This window comes from Enterococcus spodopteracolus, from assembly GCF_030441955.1.
GTDB lineage: Bacteria > Bacillota > Bacilli > Lactobacillales > Enterococcaceae > Enterococcus_B > Enterococcus_B spodopteracolus.
On record NZ_JARJHD010000002.1, the window covers coordinates 112895 to 137087 of the forward strand.

At 37.7% G+C, this 24193-nt stretch carries 29 protein-coding genes; 28 read left to right on the plus strand and 1 reads right to left on the minus strand.

The genetic code is table 11. The features are described from left to right. The first annotated feature begins 13 nt into the window (after positions 1-13). The 10 genes from P3R27_RS03490 (at position 14) to P3R27_RS03535 (ending at position 6953) form a co-directional block, all read left to right on the plus strand. Positions 14-376 carry a hypothetical protein gene (locus P3R27_RS03490; protein ID WP_301357075.1) on the plus strand — a complete coding sequence of 121 codons (363 nt, stop codon included), beginning with the start codon at positions 14-16 and terminating at the stop codon, positions 374-376. Positions 377-538: 162 nt separating this feature from the next. After that, a complete protein-coding gene (locus tag P3R27_RS03495) occupies positions 539-685 on the plus strand; it encodes a hypothetical protein (RefSeq protein WP_157072117.1) in 147 nt (48 codons plus the stop codon). Between the two features lie 21 nt (positions 686-706). Further along, a complete protein-coding gene (locus P3R27_RS03500; protein WP_126134172.1) occupies positions 707-907 on the plus strand; it encodes a hypothetical protein in 201 nt (66 codons plus the stop codon). 93 nt (positions 908-1000) lie between these two features. After that, positions 1001-1390 (plus strand): hypothetical protein, encoded by a 390-nt coding sequence (locus P3R27_RS03505; RefSeq protein WP_034687663.1) that lies wholly within the window; start codon positions 1001-1003, stop codon positions 1388-1390. A gap of 542 nt (positions 1391-1932) precedes the next feature. Next, entirely contained in the window at positions 1933-2484 is a 552-nt protein-coding gene (locus P3R27_RS03510; protein ID WP_034687661.1) for a 5-formyltetrahydrofolate cyclo-ligase, read from the plus strand. 17 nt (positions 2485-2501) lie between these two features. Beyond that, a complete protein-coding gene (locus P3R27_RS03515; protein WP_034687659.1) occupies positions 2502-3206 on the plus strand; it encodes a rhomboid family intramembrane serine protease in 705 nt (234 codons plus the stop codon). 19 nt (positions 3207-3225) lie between these two features. Next, complete coding sequence (locus tag P3R27_RS03520; RefSeq protein WP_010735144.1) at positions 3226-3435, plus strand: YqgQ family protein; 210 nt, start codon at positions 3226-3228, stop codon at positions 3433-3435. Between the two features lie 2 nt (positions 3436-3437). Further along, entirely contained in the window at positions 3438-4403 is a 966-nt protein-coding gene (locus P3R27_RS03525) for an ROK family glucokinase (RefSeq protein WP_034687658.1), read from the plus strand. 14 nt (positions 4404-4417) lie between these two features. Continuing rightward, positions 4418-4813, plus strand: a complete 396-nt coding sequence (locus P3R27_RS03530) for a rhodanese-like domain-containing protein (protein ID WP_010735146.1) — start codon at positions 4418-4420, stop codon at positions 4811-4813. Between the two features lie 337 nt (positions 4814-5150). Further along, on the plus strand, positions 5151-6953 hold the full coding sequence (locus P3R27_RS03535) for an FAD/NAD(P)-binding protein (RefSeq protein WP_301357051.1): 1803 nt from the start codon (positions 5151-5153) through the stop codon (positions 6951-6953). 314 nt (positions 6954-7267) lie between these two features. Here P3R27_RS03535 and P3R27_RS03540 read toward each other — a convergent pair whose 3' ends face one another. Continuing rightward, positions 7268-7435, minus strand: coding sequence for a DUF3042 family protein (locus P3R27_RS03540; protein ID WP_010735150.1), 168 nt, complete (start codon positions 7433-7435; stop codon positions 7268-7270). A 246-nt stretch (positions 7436-7681) separates the two neighbouring features. On the opposite strand from P3R27_RS03540, the gene galE reads away from it, so the two are divergent. The 18 genes from galE to P3R27_RS03630 all read left to right on the plus strand — a co-directional run bounded on the left by galE (position 7682) and on the right by P3R27_RS03630 (position 24185). After that, positions 7682-8671: a UDP-glucose 4-epimerase GalE gene (galE, locus tag P3R27_RS03545; RefSeq protein ID WP_034687655.1), complete on the plus strand. Its 990-nt coding sequence runs from the start codon at positions 7682-7684 to the stop codon at positions 8669-8671. Positions 8672-8681: 10 nt separating this feature from the next. Beyond that, on the plus strand, positions 8682-10166 hold the full coding sequence (galT, locus tag P3R27_RS03550; RefSeq protein WP_284592192.1) for a UDP-glucose--hexose-1-phosphate uridylyltransferase: 1485 nt from the start codon (positions 8682-8684) through the stop codon (positions 10164-10166). A 29-nt stretch (positions 10167-10195) separates the two neighbouring features. Further along, positions 10196-11191, plus strand: coding sequence for a LacI family DNA-binding transcriptional regulator (locus tag P3R27_RS03555; RefSeq protein ID WP_034687651.1), 996 nt, complete (start codon positions 10196-10198; stop codon positions 11189-11191). A 134-nt stretch (positions 11192-11325) separates the two neighbouring features. Then, complete coding sequence (gene tsaB / locus P3R27_RS03560; protein ID WP_010735154.1) at positions 11326-12048, plus strand: tRNA (adenosine(37)-N6)-threonylcarbamoyltransferase complex dimerization subunit type 1 TsaB; 723 nt, start codon at positions 11326-11328, stop codon at positions 12046-12048. Then, positions 12032-12574, plus strand: coding sequence for a ribosomal protein S18-alanine N-acetyltransferase (gene rimI / locus P3R27_RS03565; protein ID WP_023519872.1), 543 nt, complete (start codon positions 12032-12034; stop codon positions 12572-12574). Before tsaB ends, rimI (P3R27_RS03565) begins: the two co-directional genes overlap by 17 nt. A gap of 6 nt (positions 12575-12580) precedes the next feature. Next, positions 12581-13051, plus strand: a complete 471-nt coding sequence (gene rimI / locus P3R27_RS03570; protein WP_284592193.1) for a ribosomal protein S18-alanine N-acetyltransferase — start codon at positions 12581-12583, stop codon at positions 13049-13051. After that, positions 13048-14091, plus strand: coding sequence for a tRNA (adenosine(37)-N6)-threonylcarbamoyltransferase complex transferase subunit TsaD (gene tsaD / locus P3R27_RS03575; protein ID WP_034687644.1), 1044 nt, complete (start codon positions 13048-13050; stop codon positions 14089-14091). The genes rimI (P3R27_RS03570) and tsaD overlap by 4 nt, the downstream gene beginning before the upstream one ends. A gap of 293 nt (positions 14092-14384) precedes the next feature. Continuing rightward, positions 14385-14966 (plus strand): hypothetical protein, encoded by a 582-nt coding sequence (locus tag P3R27_RS03580; protein ID WP_034687643.1) that lies wholly within the window; start codon positions 14385-14387, stop codon positions 14964-14966. 31 nt (positions 14967-14997) lie between these two features. Continuing rightward, a complete protein-coding gene (locus tag P3R27_RS03585) occupies positions 14998-15645 on the plus strand; it encodes a class D sortase (RefSeq protein WP_284592194.1) in 648 nt (215 codons plus the stop codon). Positions 15646-15654: 9 nt separating this feature from the next. Further along, positions 15655-16509: a hypothetical protein gene (locus tag P3R27_RS03590; protein ID WP_051536097.1), complete on the plus strand. Its 855-nt coding sequence runs from the start codon at positions 15655-15657 to the stop codon at positions 16507-16509. Positions 16510-16529: 20 nt separating this feature from the next. Beyond that, positions 16530-17306, plus strand: coding sequence for a YveK family protein (locus P3R27_RS03595; RefSeq protein ID WP_034687640.1), 777 nt, complete (start codon positions 16530-16532; stop codon positions 17304-17306). Positions 17307-17318: 12 nt separating this feature from the next. Beyond that, positions 17319-17996: a CpsD/CapB family tyrosine-protein kinase gene (locus P3R27_RS03600; RefSeq protein ID WP_034687638.1), complete on the plus strand. Its 678-nt coding sequence runs from the start codon at positions 17319-17321 to the stop codon at positions 17994-17996. A gap of 17 nt (positions 17997-18013) precedes the next feature. After that, positions 18014-18754 carry a tyrosine-protein phosphatase gene (locus P3R27_RS03605; RefSeq protein ID WP_301357046.1) on the plus strand — a complete coding sequence of 247 codons (741 nt, stop codon included), beginning with the start codon at positions 18014-18016 and terminating at the stop codon, positions 18752-18754. A 21-nt stretch (positions 18755-18775) separates the two neighbouring features. Continuing rightward, complete coding sequence (locus tag P3R27_RS03610; RefSeq protein WP_301357044.1) at positions 18776-20593, plus strand: polysaccharide biosynthesis protein; 1818 nt, start codon at positions 18776-18778, stop codon at positions 20591-20593. 12 nt (positions 20594-20605) lie between these two features. Continuing rightward, on the plus strand, positions 20606-21247 hold the full coding sequence (locus P3R27_RS03615) for an acetyltransferase (protein WP_301357043.1): 642 nt from the start codon (positions 20606-20608) through the stop codon (positions 21245-21247). Further along, positions 21237-22355: a DegT/DnrJ/EryC1/StrS family aminotransferase gene (locus P3R27_RS03620; protein WP_301357053.1), complete on the plus strand. Its 1119-nt coding sequence runs from the start codon at positions 21237-21239 to the stop codon at positions 22353-22355. The genes P3R27_RS03615 and P3R27_RS03620 overlap by 11 nt, the downstream gene beginning before the upstream one ends. Continuing rightward, positions 22348-22971, plus strand: a complete 624-nt coding sequence (locus P3R27_RS03625) for a sugar transferase (protein ID WP_301357041.1) — start codon at positions 22348-22350, stop codon at positions 22969-22971. Before P3R27_RS03620 ends, P3R27_RS03625 begins: the two co-directional genes overlap by 8 nt. Continuing rightward, the gene (locus tag P3R27_RS03630; protein WP_301390113.1) at positions 22971-24185 is read left to right on the plus strand and encodes a glycosyltransferase family 4 protein; all 1215 of its coding nucleotides are present in this window, start codon (positions 22971-22973) and stop codon (positions 24183-24185) included. The genes P3R27_RS03625 and P3R27_RS03630 overlap by 1 nt, the downstream gene beginning before the upstream one ends. Positions 24186-24193: the final 8 nt, after the last annotated feature.

The following is a 24193-nucleotide window of genomic DNA, read 5'->3' on the forward strand; positions in this document are numbered from 1 at the left end:
GAGATGTTATAAAATGATTAATATAAGAAAAGTAAACTGGATAGATGAAGACTCAGGAGAAGCTGATATTTTACTTTCAGATGGCTTATATTCCATTGAATGTTTTTGTAGTGATTGTGATGTATCAGAAGGTGATATGTTCACAGATATAATTTATGGATTTAACATCAAACACATTGTTAAAAGTTTAAATGAAGAATATATAATAGATAAAAAAAATGATTACTATCATGTTCAGGGAGAGCTTATAGATTTGAAAAACGAAATTCTTCAAATAGGAGAATTTAAAATAGATTTGTCAGATGGAGATATTCCAATGGATATAAAACAACATGAATATTTAGAAGCTGATATTGCAAGAATTGATATTTACTAAGAAATCTATTGAACCAATGAAGATATAAATTGAAAAACTTAATAAACATGGTAATTGAAATAAAATCATTCATATACTAGATTTATCTAGTTTGTGAATGATTTTTGTACTTGGGGCTTTGAGTTATACATAGAAAAGCCAATACGTGAGTAAATTTTAAGCATGGATCTAGAATATGCATCCAACTTATACAAAGTATTAACGACCACTGGTGTGAAGCAAGTGGAGAATGGTAAGATTAAAGGGCGGGAAGGAAATAAATTGTTAGAACCTAGTTTATTAGAAGAACTTTCGAAAAGCGATGTATAGTATAACCCCGATCATGTAATTATGATTGGAAAAGATTCTTCAAATAAATTATTTTGGTTTGAAAAAGGAAAAGAAAAAGCAGTATTAAAGCATATTGTCAATGGACATATAGAGGATTTCAATGCTAAAGGTGTTCAAGATATTCCTAGTTTTCTACATGATACATTGAAAATAAAACCAATAAAACAAGGAATCGGACCTAAAAGACCATTTTCGGTTTAAAGTATAGATGGACAAAAATATACTTTGGTATATGAAAGTAATGGTTTTGTAGTTTCTTTTTATCCAAGCATATAACTAAAAAGGAGGAAGTGTATGTATAAACTACTTTCCATAGAAGAATCAGTAGCAACACGAAACTTAGAATTGGAAAGTTTAGATACAGCTACTATTGATGTATGCTTTGATGATTCTGCTGTTACTAGTTTTAAAAATTTTGATTTTATGAAAATCAATGAAGAATATAATTGTAAAATTTATCTTTTTGGTGAACTAGATGATAGTGGTGAAAAATTTCAATATATTAGAGATGTTACAGTTGGGCGAAAAGTTTTATCAGAAGTTATAAACAAAAAAGGAGATTGGTATTATGTGAATAAAATTTCTGCAAGTGAGTCTCTTAGTAAACAAAAAATGTTAAGTTACAAGTACACTAGAAAAGATCTTGTCCAAGTGAATAATATTGTTCATACAGACTTTGAATAGCGATTTTTAAATATTAAATTAGGCGTTGTCATAGAAGAATTAGATTTATTGAAGAGCTGGGCAATAGCAAATCTTCAGGGAGAAGAGAAAGAATACATGACCGCTAGGAATGAGAATTTAGAAGAAGTCATTCCCAAATCTTTCATTAAAAAAAAAAGATATATTATATATTTTTATAAAATGAAGAAAGTGAACTAAGAGTTAATAGAAATCGAGTTGCTAAGATTAAACACTTTTAAATACTTGAAAATATTCAATTCATAAATAATGAATTTGAAACTGAATAGCAAACATAGTTAATAAAAAACATTCACGGTATTAGTCAAACTAATTTGTGAATGTTTTTTGTAGAATCTGATGGCAATAACTACATGACGTAGCGGTGGGCTGCCCATGGTTCAATAAATGTAAAACCAGTAAAGCTATAATTGATCGATGTTCTAAGTAAAATAAGATAGAATAAATATAAAAATCTAAAAAGTTAAATTGCTATTTTTATCATTTTCCGCTACCATTTTAACAAAAGGTAGGCAGGTGATTATTTGGGGGACGAAAAGCAGAAAAAAGAACAGCTCCGTCAATTTGGCATTAATGAACTTAAAAAAATTGCTGCAAGTGGCTATAAAAAAGAAAAAGAACAAAAAATCTATAAGCAATTGTTTGCAACCGAGTATTGGAAACAGGCGAAAGTCATCGGTATAACTCTTTCAAATGAAATTGAAATAGATACACGACCGTTGATCGAACAAGCAAGAGCCGAAGGGAAAATCGTTGTGATTCCCAAAACATTGCCAAAACGTCAAATGGCATTTTATGAGTTCTCCGAGAACACAGTATTGGAACGTTCAAGTTTTGGTGTGTTAGAACCTGTTTCAACGCACCCTTATGAGGCAACGATGATCGATTTATTGATCGTTCCAGGAATCATCTTTCATCCAGAGGGGTACAGAATCGGCTTTGGTGGAGGGTATTATGATCGCTATCTGGAAGAGTATCCGCATCAAACGTGCAGCTTGACTTTCAAAGAGATGATTCATAATGATTGGGAACCAGAAGACTTTGATAAGAGAATCCAACATTTATTGAATGACTAAAAAATAAGGGGGTATATATGAAAGTAAAACAGCAGCAACAATTCAAATTAAAATCTTGGCTCGATGGGCCATTTTTAACACGGATTTTTTTAGTGATCCAAACAATCATCTTTTTCGCAATGGAGGTATTACCTGGTAATAGCGTGGCTTTTAAACTAGGCATGTCTGGCCAGCATATTGCCTACCTACATGAATGGTGGCGTTTGATCACACCAATATTTATCCATTTTGGGATGATGCATTTTGTACTGAACTCTGTCGTTTTGTATTTTATGGGTTCACAAATCGAAACGGTATACGGTCATTGGCGCTTTTTCTTGATTTATTTACTTAGTGGTATCATGGGAAATTTGACCAGTTTCGCCTTCAATGAAATGAACGTATTATCTGGTGGGGCAAGTACATCGCTTTTTGGTTTATTTGGTGCGTTATTTGTTCTAGGTATTCATTACAAAAATGATTATGTGGTGAAACAGCTTGTACGCCGTTACATGATATTCATTGTTTTTTCTTTTATATTCGGTATATCAGATACCTCAGTAGATATCTGGGGACATGTTGGTGGCTTGATCGGAGGTTTCCTGATAGGGAATCTATTAGGATTACCAAATCGATCCAATGATTACTCGATCCATCATCGTATTATATCGTCGATCGTTTTTCTCTTTCTTTTTATAATATGTGTTTTAGTGGGTTTAAAAAATTATGGAATACTTGTATAATGTGAAGGAAGTGCTTTAAATGGAAAGCTTATACGACGTACAACAGCTATTCAAGAGATTTGGTATCTTTATTTATGTGGGAGCACGGATTTATGATATTGAATTGATGACGATCGAATTACGTAAGCTTTATGATAATCATTTGATCGATCACGAAACATATATGACTGCGTGGCACATCTTAAAAAGAGAACACCGAATCGAAGAGAGCAGAAAGAAAGGAATTTGATCATGGACAAAAAAATTATTGGGATTGATTTAGGTGGAACAACAGCAAAATTTGCGATCTTGACACCTGACGGAGAAATTCAACAGAAATGGAGTATCGATACCAATATTTTGGATGATGGCAAACACATTATTCCTGAAATCATTGAGTCTATCAACCATCGTTTAAATCTATACCATATGAAAGCGGAAGATTTCATTGGTATCGGCATGGGAACACCAGGAACAGTCGACAGCGAAGCTGGTACAGTGATTGGTGCTTACAATTTAAATTGGCGTGAGCTTCAATTTGTCAAAAAAATGATTGAAGAAGGAACGGGCATCAAATTTGCCATCGATAATGACGCCAATGTCGCAGCACTAGGCGAACGTTGGAAAGGTGCAGGCGAAAATGATCCTGATGTCGTATTCATCACTCTAGGGACAGGTGTTGGTGGCGGTATCGTGGCAGATGGTCATTTACTTCATGGGGTGACTGGAGCCGCTGGAGAAATTGGACACATTACGATCGATCCAAATGGATTCGAATGTACTTGTGGCAAACGTGGCTGTTTAGAAACTGTCTCAAGTGCGACAGGAGTCGTTCGAGTGGCCCGTCATTTGGCAGAAGAATATGCCGGTGATTCACGCTTGAAAGCGATGCTTGATAATGGTGAAGAAGTAACAAGTAAAGATGTTTTTGAATTAGCAGAAGCAGATGATCCATTTGGTTTGATGGTGGTCGATCGTGTCTGTCTATATCTAGGACTAGCTTGCGGGAATTTAGGAAACACGTTGAATCCATCAAGTATTGTCATCGGTGGAGGCGTATCTGCTGCGGGAGAATTTTTACGCAGTCGTGTGGAGAAATATTTCAAAGAATTTACCTTCCCACAAGTAAGAGAATCAACAAAAATCAAATTAGCTGAATTAGGAAATGAAGCAGGCGTCATTGGTGCTGCCTCATTAGCCTTGAAATATGCTGAATAAAGTGGAGGCACGACATGGTTTTATGGATTATTAATATCATTTTATTACTGATCATCTTAGCTATCGTATTTTGGGAAGTTTACTTACGAGTAATGGCTAAACGTTCTGCAACAATGCTTGAAGAAGAAGAATTTCGTGAAGGAATGCGTCGTGCACAAGTCATCGATGTTCGTGAAAAAGATGTCTTTGATGCGGGTCATATTTTAGGCGCTAGAAATATTCCTTATACAGTGCTAAAAAATTCACTTGGTTCGATTCGTAAAGACCAACCGGTTTATATTTATGATCAAAAGAAAAGTTTGAGTATTCGTACAGCTAACCAACTGCGTAAAGCAGGCTACCAAGATATCTATATCTTAAAAGGCGGCTATGATGGTTGGTCAGGTAAAATCAAAAGTAAAAAAATCTAACGAAGAGTCTTGTACTTCTTATGTTACCTTAGTAGCAACAAGAATAAGAGCGGTTATTCGCTCTTTTTTCTTGTTGTTTTTTCTTATTGCAGAAAAATTATGCTATGATGGAATGAGAGGATAGGATAGGACAAAGGTAGTCAGCACCAAGTTTTTTCCTGAATTCGTTTTTTTTATTACGGATGTTATTAGGAAATCAGTTGTTCACAAAACGAAAAACATGAAGAACTTTTGCTCCTCAATGAGTTAGCCAAGTAAATCATTGTAGCGCGTATTGAGTGAATTCAAGAGAAAAGATGCGTGACAACCAAGCAAATACATATAAGTAGGTGGATAGATGAGAATTGCGATCATCGGGGCAGGACCTCGTGGACTTAGCATGTTAGAGCGTTTACTCTATAATCAACAACAAGAAGATATTGAGATCCTCCTTTTTGATCCAAGTGGAATCGGTGGCAAGGTTTGGCGAGTCGATCAGCCAAAAGAAGTACTGATGAATTCATTGGCGTCACAAGTGACGATGTTTACGGATGAGACATTAAGTAGTGGAGGCGTGGTCGCTAACGGAGTGAATCTTTATCGGTGGGCGAAAGAAATCGCTCCTTCTTATCTTAGTAAGACAACGATCAAAGAACAAGAAGCGTTTTTGTGTGAAGCAGCTAATTTATTAGAAAACCAACCAACAAGTCGTCGCTTCTTCGGCGTCTATCTAAAATGGTTTTACGCGCGACTACAAGAACGATTTTCTGATCGTTTCGATTATATACAAGAATTAGTCCTCGAAGCCACCAAGAAAGAGAAACAATTCATTCTACAAACAAAAGACGAAGCCTATGTGGTGGATCAACTGATCCTAGCAACAGGTCATTGGGAACATGAGCAATCGACAGAAGAAAGCCGATTGAGTGAATATGCTGCTGAACATCACTTATTTTACCAAGGGCCTGCTAATCCAGCCGATGTTGATTTATCGATGATCCCTGCCCAAGAACCGGTGTTTATTCGGGGGTTAGGACTTTGTTTTTTTGATTATATCGGTTTGTTGACACAACAACGAGGCGGTCGCTTTGAAGAATTGGCAGGTCGATTGGTTTATCGTCCGTCGGGAGAAGAGCCAGTCGTCTATTGCAGCTCTCGGCGAGGCTTACCTTACTATCCCCACGGACGCAACCAGAAAAAAGTTGGCGAAGTGGCACAACCAGTTATTCTGACGCAAGAACGATTAAATATGTACTATCGTACTAAAAAACTGACTGGGCAGGATTTTTTTGCTGATTTAAAAAAAGATCTCGAATTGTTTTATTACAAAAAAGTGATCGAGGAACAGGGGTTGTCGATTGCTCTCAGCGAATTTCAAGAAGTCTTTCTTGGGGCGACAGAAAAGAAATGGCTGCAAAAATATCCTGAATTATCAAGCCACTTGTGGTCATGGGACTTACTAGATCACTTGACCGACCATACGTTGCCGTATCAACAAATGAGTCGGAGGTATATCGAAGATCAAATCAATGAAGCGTTAAAAGGCAATGTGAGCGGTCCATTGATTGCGACGCTGGATGCATTGAAAGATTGGCGAAATATCGTGCATCAAGTGATGCTATGGGAAGTTTTTTCTGCAAAAGAGTATAAAGAGGTTTTGTGGCAATGGTTCAATACGTTTGATGCGTTTTTTACTATTGGTCCGCCTTTGCGAAGAACCCAGGAATTAGCAGCATTGATCGATGCAGGAATTTTCCATTTGGTGGAACCTCCTTTTACTGTTGTAGGAAAGGACAAGAGATTTCAACTTGAACCAGAAGGGCTTACAAGTAGCTATCTAATTGAGGCACGATTACCCAAAAATGACTTACGAACAACAAGAAATCCAGCCTTGATCAGTCTACGTGATGCCCAGATCCTTCAGCCATTCCAATTGCATGATCCAAGTGGCGATTTCGTTTCTGGTGCGGTAACGATCGAACGAGAAAGTTCACGTGTGATCGATGCCCATGGAGAAGTACAAAACAATTTGTATTGTATCGGCATCCCAACTGAAGGGGTAGAATGGTTAACAGCCTCCGTTCCGAGACCCCATGTCGATTTTTGGAATCTTAGACAAATTGATCGTATCGCACAACTGATTTTAGCAGAAACATCATAAAAAGAACGTCCCTTCAGGAGAGTGGGACATTAGTTCTCTCCCACCACCTAAAACTGAATAAACGGCGGGAACAGAAGTAACCTCTTCGGAAATAAGGCTAAATACTTCTGTCCCGACACTTGTAGGAACGTTCTTTTTGGATAGCATGAGGGAGATAGAGGAAACACAACTGTGCTATTCGTCCGCTTCCATTTCTATCGTAACTTAAAAATGTGAGTTTTAAAAAAAACTCGGTAGAAACAAAAAAACCCAAAAAATTGAAGAACAATTTTGGGTTTTTTGTTTTTGAAGCTGAATGCTTCAATCACTAGCTCTTAACGTGATACACGTTTTCTCATTGCTTTTTTACGATTTTCTTCAATCATTGCTTCTTTTTCGTCGATTGGGTCGATGACTGTTTTCTTCACAGAAGTTACTAAACCAGCCACAGCTGCTACAGTAGCCAAGCTACCTACTAAGATACCTGATACAAATTTTTTCATAATGATTCACCTCGTTTATCTATTTGACACTTCTATTATGAAGCAAAACAAGGAAAAACGCTAGTCTTTCGTTTTTTTATTTGAAACCCTTTACAATAAAATCTTGAAAAAATTTACTAAATGTTTTATTATAAATTTACTAAATAAAATGAAAGAAGGTTTTGTCAAAAAAAGTCCCTGTTTTCTGGTCATCACTTTTGTTAAAATAAATAACGAATATAATTATATGGATAAAGGAGTCTTAACATGACAATTTTAGTATTAGGCGGAGCAGGCTATATTGGTTCCCATGCCGTCGATCAATTAATTGAAAAGGGCTATGATGTAGCAGTCGTGGATAATCTTTTGACGGGCCATCGTCAAGCAGTTCATACTGATGCACGTTTTTATGAAGGAGATATTCGTGACAAAGAATTTTTACGCGGAGTTTTCCAAAAAGAAACGATTGACGGCGTCTTGCACTTTGCAGCGAGTTCGTTAGTCGGTGAATCAGTTGAAAAACCTTTAGTCTACTTCAATAATAACGTTTATGGCATGCAAGTATTATTAGAAGTAATGCACGAGTTTGATGTGAAACGGATTGTCTTTTCTTCAACAGCTGCGACGTACGGTGAGCCAAAAGAATCGCCAATCACAGAGGAGTCACCAACGAATCCGAAAAATCCTTATGGCGAAAGCAAGTTGATGATGGAAAAAATGATGAAGTGGTGTGACGAAGCATATGGGATGCGTTATGTGGCTTTACGCTATTTTAATGTAGCAGGGGCTAAGAATGATGCGTCAATCGGCGAAGATCATACACCTGAAACTCATTTAGTGCCGATCATTTTACAAGTAGCTTTAGGCCAACGAGAGTCATTAGCGATCTATGGGGATGATTATGATACGCCAGACGGAACATGTATCAGAGATTATGTACAAGTGGAAGATCTGATTGCTGCGCATATTTTAGCTTTAGAATATTTAAAAGCCGGAAATGAAAGCAACTTCTTCAACTTAGGAAGTAACAAAGGTTATTCAGTCACAGAGATGCTAGAAGCAGCACGAGAAGTGACAGGCCGTGATATCCCTGCGAAAATCGCACCACGAAGAGCGGGTGATCCAAGTCGTTTAGTAGCTTCAAGTGAAAAAGCGAGCGCCGTTCTTGGCTGGACACCTGAATATACAGATGTGAAAGAAATCATCAAAACTGCTTGGGCATGGCATGAAAGCCATCCTAACGGGTATGAAAAGTAGGTGGAAGAAAATGACGATTAGTCAAACAATTGCAGATTTTGTCACACTAGCAATCGCTACTGGTGGTTGGATGGAAATGGACCGTATCTACTTACAAAATCGTATTTTAGGCCTTATTGGTGAAGAAGCCGGCGACTCGTTTGAAGTACGTCCAGTGCAAGAAGAATCGGTCGATCTATTGAATCGTTTAGTTGAACAAGCAAAAGAAAATGGTTTGGTGACGGATGTAACAGCTGACCGAGAAATGTTTGAGTCACAATTGATGGATTTCTTGACGCCACCACCTTCTGTTGTCAATGCTTTTTTTGCTCAACATTATTCAAAAAGTCCAGAAGAAGCAACCGATTATTTTTATCAGTTGAGCCGCAACAATGACTATATCAAAACGCGAGCCATCGCTAAAAATATCGTGTACACTTATCCGTCTGAATATGGGGACTTGGAAATCACGATCAATCTATCTAAACCTGAAAAAGAGCCAAAACAAATTGCTGCAGAAAGAAAAGCGGTGCAAGTCAATTACCCATCGTGTATGTTATGTATGGAAAATGAAGGGTACAAAGGAAGATTGAATTACCCAGCACGAACCAATCATCGGATCATTCGAATGAACTTAGACGGAGAAAGTTGGGGATTTCAGTATTCGCCTTATGCTTACTACAATGAACACTCAATCATTTTATCAGAAGAACATCGACCAATGCGCATCACAAAAGATACATTCGCTCGTTTGTTGAAGATCACTGAAGTTTTACCACACTATTTCGTCGGTTCAAATGCTGACTTGCCGATCGTTGGTGGATCGATCCTTTCACATGACCATTATCAAGCTGGACGTCATGAATTTCCGATGGCAAAAGCGCCGATGGAAAAATTGATCAAGCTAAGTGAATACCCACAAGTGATTGCGGGAATCGTCAAATGGCCAATGTCAGTGATCCGCTTACAGTCGCCCGATAAAGAGCTATTAGTAGAAGCAGCGGATTCGGTCTTAAACAAATGGCAGAACTATTCAGATGAATCAGTATCAGTCATCGCCTATTCAGCAGATGGTACGCCACACCACACGATCACGCCGATTGCTCGTCGAAGAGATGATTACTTTGAAATCGACTTAGTATTGCGCGACAACAATGTGTCCGAAGAATATCCTGAAGGGATTTTCCATCCTCATCGTGATATCCAACATATCAAAAAAGAAAACATTGGCTTGATCGAAGTTATGGGGTTGGCTGTGTTGCCGCCACGCTTAAAACTAGAATTGGAAGAAGTGAAGCAATATCTATTGGGTGAAGAAAATCAAGTCGCGGACTACCATCGTGAATGGGCAGAACAGCTAAAACAAGCAAATCCTGATTTGACTGAAGAGACTGCGACAGTTGTTATCCAAAATGCTGTTGGGCAAGTCTTCGCCAGAGTTTTAGAAGATGCCGGTGTCTTCAAACGGGATGAACAAGGAAGAGCTGCGTTCTTGCGCTTTACTGAAACATTATAAGCATCGGTCACTTACAGGAGGGGAAACGAATGGCCACAATCAAAGATATTGCTCAGTTGGCGGGAGTTTCTCCTGCCACTGTCTCAAGAGTGCTGAATTATGATGAGAAATTGTCAGTAGGAATGGAAACGAAACAAAAAATTTTTGAAGTAGCTGAACACTTGAATTATAAAAAACATCATAAGAATCTAGCCTCTGAAAAACAAACGATCAAATTGATCCAATGGTATGATACACAAGAAGAATTAGAAGATCTTTATTATCTTTCTATACGCTTAGGAATCGAAAAAAAAGCGGAAGAAGCGAATATTCGCCTGATCAAGGAAACATGGGATGCCATCAGTGAGCAATCTGCAGATGGAACGATTGCTTTAGGAAAGTTTGACGAAGAGCAATTGAAAGAATTGAAACGTACGCAAGAGAACCTTTTACTTGTCGATTCAGATGGCACAAGATTTGGCATCGATTCATTAGTCGTTGATTTTGAGTCGAGTCTTCGCTTAGTGATGAATCATTTCTTACAAGAAGAAGTCAAACAACTCGTGATGTTAGCCGGAAAAGAGTACACGAAGCAACACCGAACACCGGTGACTGATCCTAGGACGGCAATTTTTCAAAAAATGATCAGTGAAGAAAAGAACCTCTCAGGAAAGATCATTGAAGCGAATTTTTCAGTGGAGGCAGGATATCAAGCTGTTCATGATTTTTTATTGCAAGAAAAGGAATTACCTGATGCGTTGTTTGCTGCGAATGATGCGTTAGCAATTGGTGCATTGAAGGCAATCAAAGAAGCAGGACTGACTATCCCACAAGATATCTCAGTGATAGGCTTCAACGATATCAGTGTGGCAAAGTATGTCTCACCCCCCCTATCTACAGTCAAGGTGTACACCGAATGGATGGGGGAGTTGGCAGTTGAGACATTGAGCCAGTTAATCCATAGTACTGCACCGGTTGCAAGAAAAATCACGATCGCGACAGAACTAATTTTACGAGAATCAACAAAACAAAATACGATCAAATAGACGATTATCAACCTAAGTAAAGGGGTGGGAATTTCAACAGCGGTGAGAGCCAAACTTGATTTTTCCTCCCCTTTTTTACCTCGAAGTATGCTACAATGATAAACGACATTAGAGTAGTAGAAGGGAACGGTCAAATGATTACATTAGGGATCGATACAGCAAATCAAACCTTAGCTGTTGGCGTATTGGAAGACGAAACAGTGTTAGGTCAAATCCAAATCAATAGAAAGAAAAATCATAGTCTGACGTTGATGCCAGCGTTGGATCAATTGATCTCAGATTGCCAACTCACACCAGAACAAATCGATCGAATTGCTGTGTCAAGTGGTCCAGGCTCTTATACAGGATTGAGAATCGGTGTCACAACTGCCAAGACATTAGCATATACTTTAAATAAAGAATTGGTTGGTGTTTCCAGTCTTGCTGTACTTGCAGCAAATTGCGTAGGAATCGAAGGAATCATTGTACCGATGTTTGATGCGAGAAGAAAAAATGTTTATGCTGGTGCCTATCGCTGGCATCATGGAACATTAGAAAACGTTCTAGAGGACAGACATATTGCTTTCGTAGAATTAACCGAAAAATTAAAACAAATGGATGGATCGATCACTTTTGTCGGTAGCGATTGCCACAAATTCAACTCAGAAATTGCTGAATCAATACCTGATGCTAAGCGTAACTCCTTGCCACTTTGGGATATTCCTAGTGGAGTTGTCGTCGCGCAATTAGGGGCTTCAAGTAATCCGGTCAACGATATCCAAGCCTTTTTACCACGTTACTTAAAACGAGTGGAAGCAGAAGAAAAATGGTTGGAGACACATACGCCAGGAGAAGAAAGCTATGTTGAAAAAATTTAAAGCCTATCTACGGACCATGCTTCAAGAAAAAGCAGATTATCCAGAGAAAACGGTCACTGTAGGCGAAAAGCAATTTCAAATACGGGAACTGACAGTTGATGATGTCAAGGCGTTGTTAAGTATCGAACGGGAAGTTTATTTGGGGGAATTACCTTGGACAAAAAGTGCATTCATCTCAGAGCTGACTTCCCCATTCATGACTTTATATTTAGGGATATTCGATCGAGAAGAATTATTCGGCTTTGTTGGATCTAGAGTATTAGGACTCGATTGCCATCTCACAAACATTGCGGTCAGTCCGAGTTACCAACGGCAGCGTGTCGGTACCTATTTAATCAACGAGATCGAGACATTCGCACGGATGAATCAATGCGAGACCATGTCATTAGAAGTACGGATTAGTAATCAAAATGCCCAACGCTTATACAGAAAACTAGGCTTCCAATCGAGAAAAGTAAAAAAAGGGTATTATACAGAAACGAATGAAGATGCCTTAGATATGGTAAAACTATTAAAAGAAGAGTGAAATAAAGTGATTGAAGAAAAAACAGCTTTCAATGATACAAAATTAGCCCAAGCGCTTTGGCAAGTCAGTGACGATGCTTTTTTAAATGGGTCACCTTGGACAAAAGAGCAATTTTTGTCTGATATCCAACAACCACAAACCAATTATTTAGTCGTTCATCAAGCAGAGGAAATCATTGGCTTTATTGGATATGCCAAAGTACTTGATGAAGTAGAAGTGACGAATCTTGCAGTTCTGACTGCTGAACAACACAAAGGTGTAGCAAGACAATTATTACAAGAGATGCTGCAACGAGAAAAAGCTAACCAAGCGCATAGTGTTTTTTTAGAAGTACGACAGTCAAATATTGCTGCCCAACACCTTTACGAATCAGAAAAATTCCGCCAAGTAGGTAAACGAAAAGCCTACTATCATGATCCGGTCGAAGATGCGGTCATCATGTGTACAAAGCTAAAAACAGAGGTGATGAAACCATGAATGAAAAACAAACAGAATTGATTTTAGCAATCGAGTCAAGCTGTGATGAAACAAGCGTTGCGGTCGTGAAAGATGGACAAGAAATCTTATCGAATATCGTTGCCTCTCAAATCAACAGCCATAAACGCTTTGGCGGGATCGTACCTGAAGTGGCCAGTCGCCATCATGTAGAGCAAATTACTTTATGTCTTGAAGAAGCGTTGGTGGAAGCAGGCGTGACCGCCGAACAACTTACCGCGGTTGCTGTCACAGAAGGACCAGGTCTTGTGGGGGCATTACTCATCGGTATTTCAGCAGCAAAGGCTTTTGCTTGGGCAAATCATCTGCCATTGATCCCAGTCAATCATATGGCAGGACATATTTACTCCGCCCGCTTCGAAAAAGCGTATGAATTTCCATTGATGGCGTTGTTGGTCAGTGGAGGGCACACGGAGTTAGTTTATATGGAAGAAGATGGCGCTTATGAGATCATCGGTGAAACAAGAGACGATGCCGCTGGAGAAGCCTACGACAAAGTAGGACGTGTTTTAGGATTGAGCTATCCAAGTGGAAAAGAAATCGATGAATTAGCCCATCAAGGGAAAGATGCCTACCACTTTCCTCGGGCAATGCTTCGCGAAGATAACTATGATTTTAGTTTCAGTGGCTTAAAAAGTGCATTTATCAATTTAGTCCACAACGCGGAGCAACGAGGGGAAGAATTAGATCGAGCAGACCTTGCTGCGAGTTTTCAAGCCAGTGTTGTCGAAGTCTTGGTAACAAAAACGATACGTGCTTGCAAAAGTTATCCGGTGAAGCAATTGATCCTTGCAGGCGGTGTTGCTGCTAATCAAGGACTAAGAGAAAGTTTGAGAAAAAATTTAGCCACAGAATTACCTGAATTGGAACTGATCGTACCACCATTACGTCTTTGTGGGGACAATGCGGCAATGATCGGAGCCGCTGCATCTGTCGAATGGCGAAAAGGGCATCTTGCTGATTATCGACTGAATGCAGAACCAGGTTTAGTGTTAGGTGAGCCCTTGGAAAATGTCAGGTAAATCACCTGACATTTAACCTAGATATTCGCAAACAAAAAGATTATATGAATATAATCTATGCTGTGATAAAAATTGCTAGGGAATGGGAATCTTATCCTTTTTTATACACTTAATATCAACATGGCTGATAGGCCCAAAAAAACATAAATTTACTTAGGTTATATAAATTGTGTCAGCTAACTCTATGTGATAGTATAAGAAATGTAGAAAATAAAATGAATAATGTTATTTTCTATAATGTTTTATCTGAAGGCTGAAAGCCTTCACAATAAAATGCAAAGGAGGTCGAATGGATGAAAAAGTTTGTCGGATATTTAGTTGTATTTTTCACTGCATTATTGTTCACTGTTCCTGTAGATGCCGCTGGCGCGATTTCTGCGAATGAGCAACAGATCCTAGACTTGTTAAAAGCACCAGTAAGTATTCAAGGAAAAGAATTCACTGTCCCTGATACTTACATTACACAAGCCGAAAACCATTTGAAACAAAATGATTTAACGGATGCACAAGTAGAAACTGCCGTTACAGGTATTCAAAATGTGCGTAATCTGTTAGGTTCAGTAACAATCGATATGACAGGAATCAACACGCTTGATGATTTGATTCGTGCTTTACCGCGGGATATCATCATGCAAATCCAACAAGAGGTAACGAGAGTTGCTGACGCGTTGGGATTAGTTGTACTAAGTTGGAATGGTAGCGATATCCAAATCGGTGCAAAAAATGCTGATGGAACAACTTCACCAGCTTTTAGCACTAGTTCTCCAATTAAACAAACAGGTGGTAATTATACCGCTAGTGCAATGGCAATTGCTTCATTACTATTAGTCGCAGCAGGTGCGGTTGTAGTAGGAAGAAAGACAAAGGTTGCGTAAAAAGCGCAAGCTGCTTAAGAGACTAGGGGCAATGCTTTTTGTCCCTGTCTTTTTTTTGGCAGCTGGTTATTCTCTAATGTACGTCATAGGAAGACCTGTCATTCATTTTGCCACTTCTTCTTTAAATTTGTTTTTACTTTCAGATGTCCCAACATTCGAAACACAAGAACAAAGCTTTGAAGCTGTAAAAGAAGAAGATGTCGCTAAAGATGAGAACAATGAACTGGCATCTAGCAGTATCGCTTACCCTAGAGGTGGCGAACGCTATGGTGACATCATGGTGGATTCTTTAGATCTGAATGTGCCTTTGTATTTTGGAGATACCGATGAGATATTAAGAAAAGGTGCCGGACAATATATGGGTTCTGTCTACATAGGTGAGACTGGAACGTCACTTGTCGGTGGGCACAATGTTGATGGGTTTGGTAAGCTAAGCGGTATTCAAACAAATGATATCGTGACAGCTAAGACGACCTATGCGAATTACAGCTATCAAGTAAAAGAAATGGTGATTCGTCATAAAGATGATCCGGAAATCAATGAATTGATCAGTCAAAAAGATAAACCAATACTGCTTCTTTATACATGCTATCCTGTTGATAGTTTAGGCATGACGGATGAACGACTTTTTGTTATCTGTGAGTTAGTTGAAGGTCCGTTGATCAATCCTAATAAATAGGAGGAAATCATGAGTACGCAAAAATTCATGCAAAAAGGGTCCCGTTGGCTACTTACATTTATTTGTTCTTTGAGTTTGTTTGCCGGCATGACGTTAGTCGTATTAAGACTAACGTTGTTCAACCAACAGTTTATGGAAAAAGCCATGGAAGAAGCCAATTATTCAGAAACGATCACCTCTGAGATCAATCAAAGAATCAGCGATCTAGGTCGAGGAAGCAATATTCCTGCAGATGTTTTGGCAGACACTGTTCCTCAAGCTTATGTACGATCGAATGTTGAACACTATATTCGCACCATTTATACAGACATTCCTTTTTTGATTGAACGGACAGAGGATGTAGACAAAATCATCCAGAAAAAAATCGAAGACTATGCGAAAGAAAATAATTATGAAATCAATGCAGAAACACAACAATCGATTGATAATCTAAAAAAATCTGCCATCGAAACCTATACTGAATATATTGAGATCCCTTATCTTTTGACTTATGGGAAGCAAGTGATGGGGTACAAAAGAACACTGACCTTATTGATTTTCTTTACAATGACAGTTTCTGCATTATTAGTGATTGCGATCATTGCAATCGACACACGTTTTTTCCATCGTGCATTACGCTATTTAAGTTATGCAGTGGGTGGCGCTGGTCTAATGCTTTTAGCGTTACCTCTTTTTGTGTACCTTTCAAAAATGGTCGAGCGTATCGGCATCAATTCAAAGTCGCTCTATCATTTTTTAACTACGTATCTAAGCAATTTTATTGTAACATTTATCCAATGGGGAATCGTGCTCATTATTTGTAGTTTCATCATCTGGATGTTGAGCGAACTATTAAGAAGACGAAAAGTTAAGAAAAGATATTAACGATAGAAAGTGGAGAAAACATGGAAGAAACGATTAGTCTAGGAGAATTATTTGAGATTTTAAGAAAGCGTTGGTTGCTGATTCTTGCGACCACGCTAGCCGGATTTGCTTTAGCTGCTGGAGTTACGTTCTTTTTGATCACACCAAAATACAGTTCATCAGCTGAGATGATCGTTCAGTCAAAAGCAGAGAATACGAATACGAATCTACAAGATGTCAACGCGAATGTTATGCTGATCAATACCTACAAAGATATGATATTAGGTGATGTTGTCATCAATGATGTTCAACGAGAACTTGAACAAAATTATGGACAAAGTCTTACAAAGGGTGAGTTGAAATCGGCAATCAGTGTCAATCAATCACAAAACTCACAAATGTTCCAAATCGTTGCAACTGTCGATAACCCAGATCATGCGACAGATATCGCCAACGTCACAGCACAAGTATTCCAATCGAAAGCAACGGACGTATTGAATGTCAATAAAGTGACGATCACTTCTGCAGCACAAAGCAATCCTACACCTGTTTCACCAAATAACATGTTGAACGTAGTTATCGGTGGGTTGCTTGGCTTGATGATTGGAGTCGGATTAGCCTTTCTTCTAGAATTGTTAGATAAAACAGTCAAAGATGAACGTTTTGTCACAGAAGAATTAGGATTGCCGATTCTTGGAGACGTCAATGAAATGACGAAGAAAGAACTAGAAAACGGCCGTATGTTTCAACCAGCAGAAGTCGAAACGATTGAAACGACTGAGCAGAGAGAAAGCCGTCGTTCACGAAAACGTGTATAAGGAGAAGTATTTATGAAGAAGAACACTATTTTACCTGTTTCACTCCTCAGCATTACCGATAAAAATGCCATGGTTTCCGAACAATATCGGACAATTCGTTCAAATATCCAATTTGCTTCTGTCGATCGTGAATTGAAGACGATGGTCGTGACTTCATCTGGACCAGGTGAAGGAAAATCAACAACTGCTGCTAACTTAGCTGTCGTATTCGCAAATAGTGGCAAAAGAGTTTTGCTGGTTGATGCTGATTTGAGAAAACCAAGTGTAGCATTGACTTTTCAATTGCCAAATGTCAATGGATTAAGTAATTTCTTAGGCGATCGTGAAGGAAGACCGGAATCATATTATCATACCAGTTCCGTCGAAAATCTTTGGATCATGACAAGTGGACCGAAGCCACCTAATCCATCCGAACTACTTGATTCGAAACGAATGGAAGAAGTGATCGAACAACTAAAAGCATCATTCGATCTGGTCATTTTTGATTTACCACCCATTGCAACAGTCACTGATGCTCAGATCTTAGCCGCAAAAACAGATGGGACACTTTTAGTCGTCCGAGAACGTAAAACAATGAAACAAGAATTAGTCAAAGCAAAAGAACTGCTAGCCATTGCACAAGCAACGATTTTAGGTGTTGTTTACAACGGTGCGAAGAAGAATGCAGATTTTAATTATTATTACTATTGATGAGGAAGTGAGCAAAATTGATTGATTTACATTGTCATATTTTACCAGGTATAGATGACGGACCAAAAACGGTCAAAGAATCGATTGCCATGGCAGAAGAAGCTGTTCGACAAGGAATCACCCACATTTTATGCACTCCTCATCACAATCAACGTTTCACGAATGAAAAAGCAGATGTATTACTAGCTGTCGAAGACTTGCAAAAAGAACTCGATCGACAGTCCATCCCCCTAACTTTATTTGAAGGACAAGAAGTTCGAATAAAAAGTAATTTGATCGATGAAATTAAAAGTGACAAGATTCTTTTTGCAGATGTCACCGATCGCTATTTGTTAGCTGAGCTACCAACAAACAGCATTCCCGAATACACAGAAAGTTTGTTTTATGAATTACGTCAGATGGGGATCGTACCAATCATTGTCCATCCTGAGCGGAACCGCGGGTTCCAAGAAAGTCCTAATCTATTATTACCCTACTTGAATATGGGCTGTTTGGCGCAGTTGACTGCACCAAGTATTGCAGGTGTGTATGGCAAACAGATCAAGAAGTTAAGTGAAGAACTGGTTCAACATCGGCTTGTCCAGATGATCGCCTCAGATGCCCATAGTCGAAAAGATCGGGATTTTTATATGGAAAAAGCATATAGTATCGTAGAGAAAAAATATGGATCGACCGTTATCGAAGAAATGGATCAAGTAACAAGAGACATCATCAATGGGGAGCAAGTGCACGCAAAGGATTTTCGACCTATTGTATAAAAGTTTTAGGGGGCGCAAGGGTTGTTTGAACTTACTAGAAAAAGAAAAGTAATCATTTTAGTTTTGGTTGATAGTTTATTATTAGGCGTCTCTATTTTATCAAGCTATTATTTTATGACACCATTTGTGGGTATCGATCAAGATTATTTAGCCGTTAATTTAGGCGTATCACTCATGTTTTACATTGGATATGGTATGTTGTTCAAAACATTCACACGAATCAATCGATATACCAATTTAAATGAGATGGCAGCCATTTTTTCAGCCATTACTTGTACCGTTATTTCATCATTTATCATCCAATATTTGTTTATGCGAAAAATCAGTCTTAGATTACAAGTATTAACTTACATCTTATCCATGTTTCTTATCATCAGCAGTCGTTTATTCTGGCGTATATATATCGAACATAAAACACAGCGTCAAGAATCGCCACTAAACAAACACAGAACACTGATCATCGGAGCTGGCGAAGGCGGACGTATTCTATGCAATAGTATTCTTAGTTCAAAAGCAATCAACGATTTGGAAGTGATTGGCTTTGTGGATGATGATCCGAACAAATATAAAACATATTTGTCTGGGATAAAAGTCGTAGGGAATACCAAGGACTTACCAAGATTGATCGACGAATTGTCGATCGATATGGTAACGATCGCGATACCTTCTTTGCCACGAAAAAGAATTCGTGAAATTTTCCATCTTATCGAATCAAAAGAAGTCAAGATGAATACCATGCCTTCGATTGAAGAAATCGCATCAGGGAAAATCAATGTTTCTCGCCTGAAAGAAATCGACGTGGTCGACTTGTTAGGACGAGAAGAAGTCAAATTAGATCTAGACAAACTAAAATCACACATCTCAGAAAAAGTCATACTTGTTACCGGAGCTGGAGGCTCTATTGGTTCAGAGATTTGTCGTCAAGTACTTGCTTTTTCGCCAAAAAAATTACTCTTATTAGGACATGGTGAAAACTCGATCTATTTGATTCATCGCGAACTATCAGGAGATCCCTCTTATAATAAAACAGAAATCATTCCAATTATTGCAGATATCCAAGACCGTGAAAAGATCTTCCACATCATGAAAGAACATCAGCCAGATATCGTCTATCATGCAGCAGCACATAAACATGTGCCCTTGATGGAATATAACCCAAGAGAAGCAGTAAAAAACAATATCAAAGGAACAAAAAATGTAGCAGAAGCTGCCAAAGAAGCCAATGTCAAGAACTTTGTCATGGTGTCCACCGATAAAGCCAATAACCCACCAAATGTGATGGGAGCCACGAAGCGAATCGCAGAAATGATCGTCACAGGCTTAAATGAAGAAAACAATACCAAGTTTTCGGCCGTAAGATTTGGGAATGTGTTGGGCTCTCGCGGAAGCGTAATCCCTGTTTTTCGAGAACAGATCACAAAAGGCGGACCCATCACGATCACCGATTTTCGGATGACTCGTTATTTTATGACGATCCCAGAAGCAAGCCGTTTAGTCATCCAATCGGGTGCATTAGCCAAAGGTGGCGAAATCTTTGTCTTAGATATGAGTGAACCAGTCAAAATTTTAGATCTTGCACGAAACATGATCCGCTTGAGTGGTTACACCGAAGAAGAAATCGAAATCGTCGAAACAGGTATCCGACCGGGCGAAAAATTGTATGAAGAACTGTTGTTGGACAAAGAACGAAATGATGAACAGGTGTATGAAAAGATTTTTGTCGGGAATATCAAAGGGTACCCGATCCAAGAAGTCATGGAATTCGTAACAGGTTTATCCGAGGATGACAAACAACTAGCAAAAGAAGTCGTAGCATTTGCAAAGGCTTCGAGTAAATAGTGGGGGAGTATCATGAGAGCAATAATTATTGGTGCAGGAGGATTCGGTAAAGAACTCGCCTTTTTATTAAGTAGACAATCCGTATATGACTTAGTTGGATTTGTTGATGATGCGAAGATGAAAGATGAGAAGATTGTTGGCATACCAGTACTAGGGAAAATAGACATATTAAAAAAAATGAAACTAAAGACTGCTGTATTCATAGGAATTGCTTCTCCGCGTATGAGGGAAAAAATTTTTTTGGAATTGAAAGCTAATAATCATTTGACATTCCCAAATCTGATTGATGCTACTGCTGTAGTAGGGTTGAATGTGCGAATAGGCGTAGGGAATATTTTGATGCCTTACACAACTTATACAGCCGATATAACAATAGGTGATTTCAATATGTTCAATATCCATTCAACAATCGGGCATGATTCAAAGATAGGAAACTATAACTCAATCTATCCAAATGTAAATCTTTCTGGTTACACAGTAATGGGGAATCGAAATGAAATTGGTGTCGGAACAAAAGTGATACCAGAGGTATCAATTGGCCAGGGGAATATTATAGGCGCAGGAAGTGTGATTGTTAAAGATATTCAAAACAACACAAAAAGTGTGGGGGTACCTGCAAAAATAATAGAAAGTTGGGACTATGATGAAAAATGAACGGATTCTATTAGCATCACCTCATATGAGTGATGAAGGATATGAACAGGAATATGTAAAAGAAGCATTCGACACCAACTGGGTTGCTCCGCTTGGTGCGAATGTGAATAACTTTGAAAAAGAATTGGCTGAGTATGTGGGAATTGACCATGCGGCTGCATTGACTTCAGGCACAGCGGCCATCCATCTAGCATTAAAAGCAGCTGGTGTAGGGAAAGATGATATTGTGATTTGTCAATCATTAACATTTTCAGCTACTGTAAACCCCATCATCTATCAAGGTGCAAAACCAGTATTTGTAGATAGTGATAATGAAACTTGGAATATGGACCCTGAACAACTTAGACTCGCGTTAACGAAATATCCTGAAGCAAAAGCAGTCGTTGTCGTTCATTTGTACGGTTTATCTGCAAATTTAGATGAAATCATCAAAATATGTAAAGAATATCAAGTGACATTGATCGAAGATGCAGCAGAGTCACTAGGTACAACATATAAAGGTCAATATACTGGCACATTTGGGGAATATGGTATCTATTCTTTTAATGGAAATAAAATAATCACTACATCTGGTGGAGGAATGGCTGTTTCAAATAATCCAGAACGAATTGAAAAAATTCGATTTTGGTCAACACAATCTCGGGAACAAGCACGTCATTATCAACATAATGAAATAGGCTATAATTATCGTATGAGCAATATTGTAGCAGGGATTGGCAGAGGACAGCTAAAAGTCTTGTCAGACCGAATCAACAAGAAACGATATATTTTTAATTACTATAAACGTGAACTATCTGACATTCCTTCCATTTCCTTCATGCCTGAAAATGAATGGAATCAACCGAATTTTTGGCTAAGTGTAATTTTGCTTTCAGATGTGGATACGAATAAGCTTATGGATGAATTGGATAAAGCAAATATCGAAGCACGTCCTGTCTGGAAACCAATGCATCTACAACCAATTTTTGCAGAATATGATTATGTTGGAAATAATGTTGCTGAAACATTATTTAATACTGGTGTGTGTTTGCCATCAGATACGAAAATGACAGATGAAGATTTGTCTCGAGTCGTGAAAACAATCAAGCGAGTGTTGCAACATGAATAATAAAAACGTATATCAGAAATGGGGAAAAAGAGCATTAGATATATGTTTCTCAGCTCTTGCTCTTGTCGTCTTCTCACCTGTTCTTTTAATCGTAGCGCTTTTAGTAAAAATTAAATTGGGTTCTCCAATCATATTTAAGCAAGATCGACCTGGAAAAGATGAAGTCATTTTTTCCATGTATAAATTTCGTACAATGAGGGATGCAAAAGATGCAAATGGAAATGACTTACCTGATAATGTTCGGTTAACGAAATTTGGACAATTACTACGAGCAACTAGTTTGGATGAACTCCCTGAACTTTGGAATATCTTAAAAGGAGATATGTCGTTTGTGGGTCCAAGACCATTATTAGTTGAATATTTACCATTATATAATGAGGAACAACGGAAACGTCATAGCGTCCGCCCAGGATTAACGGGATTAGCGCAAGTCAAGGGTAGGAATGCGATTAGTTGGCAAAAAAAATTCGAATTAGACGTTAAGTATATAAACTCAGTAAACTTTTTGTGTGATGTAACAATAATATTTCATACAATAATTAAAGTGATCAAAAGCGAAAATATTAATACACTTACACAAGATATACCAGAAAAATTTAAAGGAGATCAATATTGATGGCATTAAATATTTTGTTTATTACTCTTTTGGATTTTGATAGTTTAGTTGACAGAAATATTTATACGGACTTAATGTCTGAATTTGTTGATCATGGACATAATATTTCCATCATATCGCCTACCGAAAGAAAAAAAAGAAAAAAGACACATCTAATTAAAGATAATAATAAATGTGAAATTTTAAAACTGAAAATTGGCAATATACAAAAGACTAATAAAATAGAAAAAGGAATTTCTACCATTTTAATAGAAAATCAGTTTATTGCAGGAATAAAAAAATATTTTAGCGACAAAATGTTTGATTTAGTTATATATTCTACACCTCCGGTGACTTTCGCCAAAGTGATAAAATATGTAAAAAGACGAGATAATTGCAAAAGTTATCTACTGTTAAAAGATATATTTCCACAAAATGCAGTTGATTTACAACATTTATCAAAAAAAAGTATTGTTTATAAGTATTTTCGAAAAAAAGAAATTGATTTATATAAGGTTTCTGATTTTATTGGAACAATGTCATATAAGAACTTAGAATATATAAAAACAAATAACACTTTTGATGCAAATCAGATTATTGAAATAAACCCTAATTCAATTAAAGTTGGCCCGATAGATTCTTCTACAATAGCTATTGGTAATGTAAAAAGAAAATATAATATTCCAGAAGAAAGAATTGTATTACTTTATGGAGGGAATTTAGGCAAACCTCAAGGAATAGATTTTCTAATCGAAATCATTAAATATTTAGAAGATAACCAAGATTATACATTAGTAATTGTTGGATCTGGAACCGAATACTCAAAAATAGAAAATTATTTGAGCTACAATAAAATTAAGAACACAGTTTTAATAAATAGTTTGCCTAAGGAAGAATATAAAAAAATTGAGTCTATTTCTGATATAGGGTTAGTATTTCTAGATCAAAAATTTACAATCCCGAATATTCCTTCTCGTATCTTGGGTTATATGGAATCTCAAAAACCGGTCGTGGCTGCAGTAGATGAAAATACTGATCTTATTGAAATAATTGAAAAAGGGAAATTTGGTTATAGTTCATTACACGGTGACTTGGAAAATTTCATCAAAAATATTCTTTTGTTAAAAGATAATAGTAAAAGAATTGAATTAGGGAAAAATGCATATAATTATTTAAAAGATAATTATGATGTAAACAATAGTTATTCAATCATAATGAAGCACTTAAAATCATAAGATAGGAA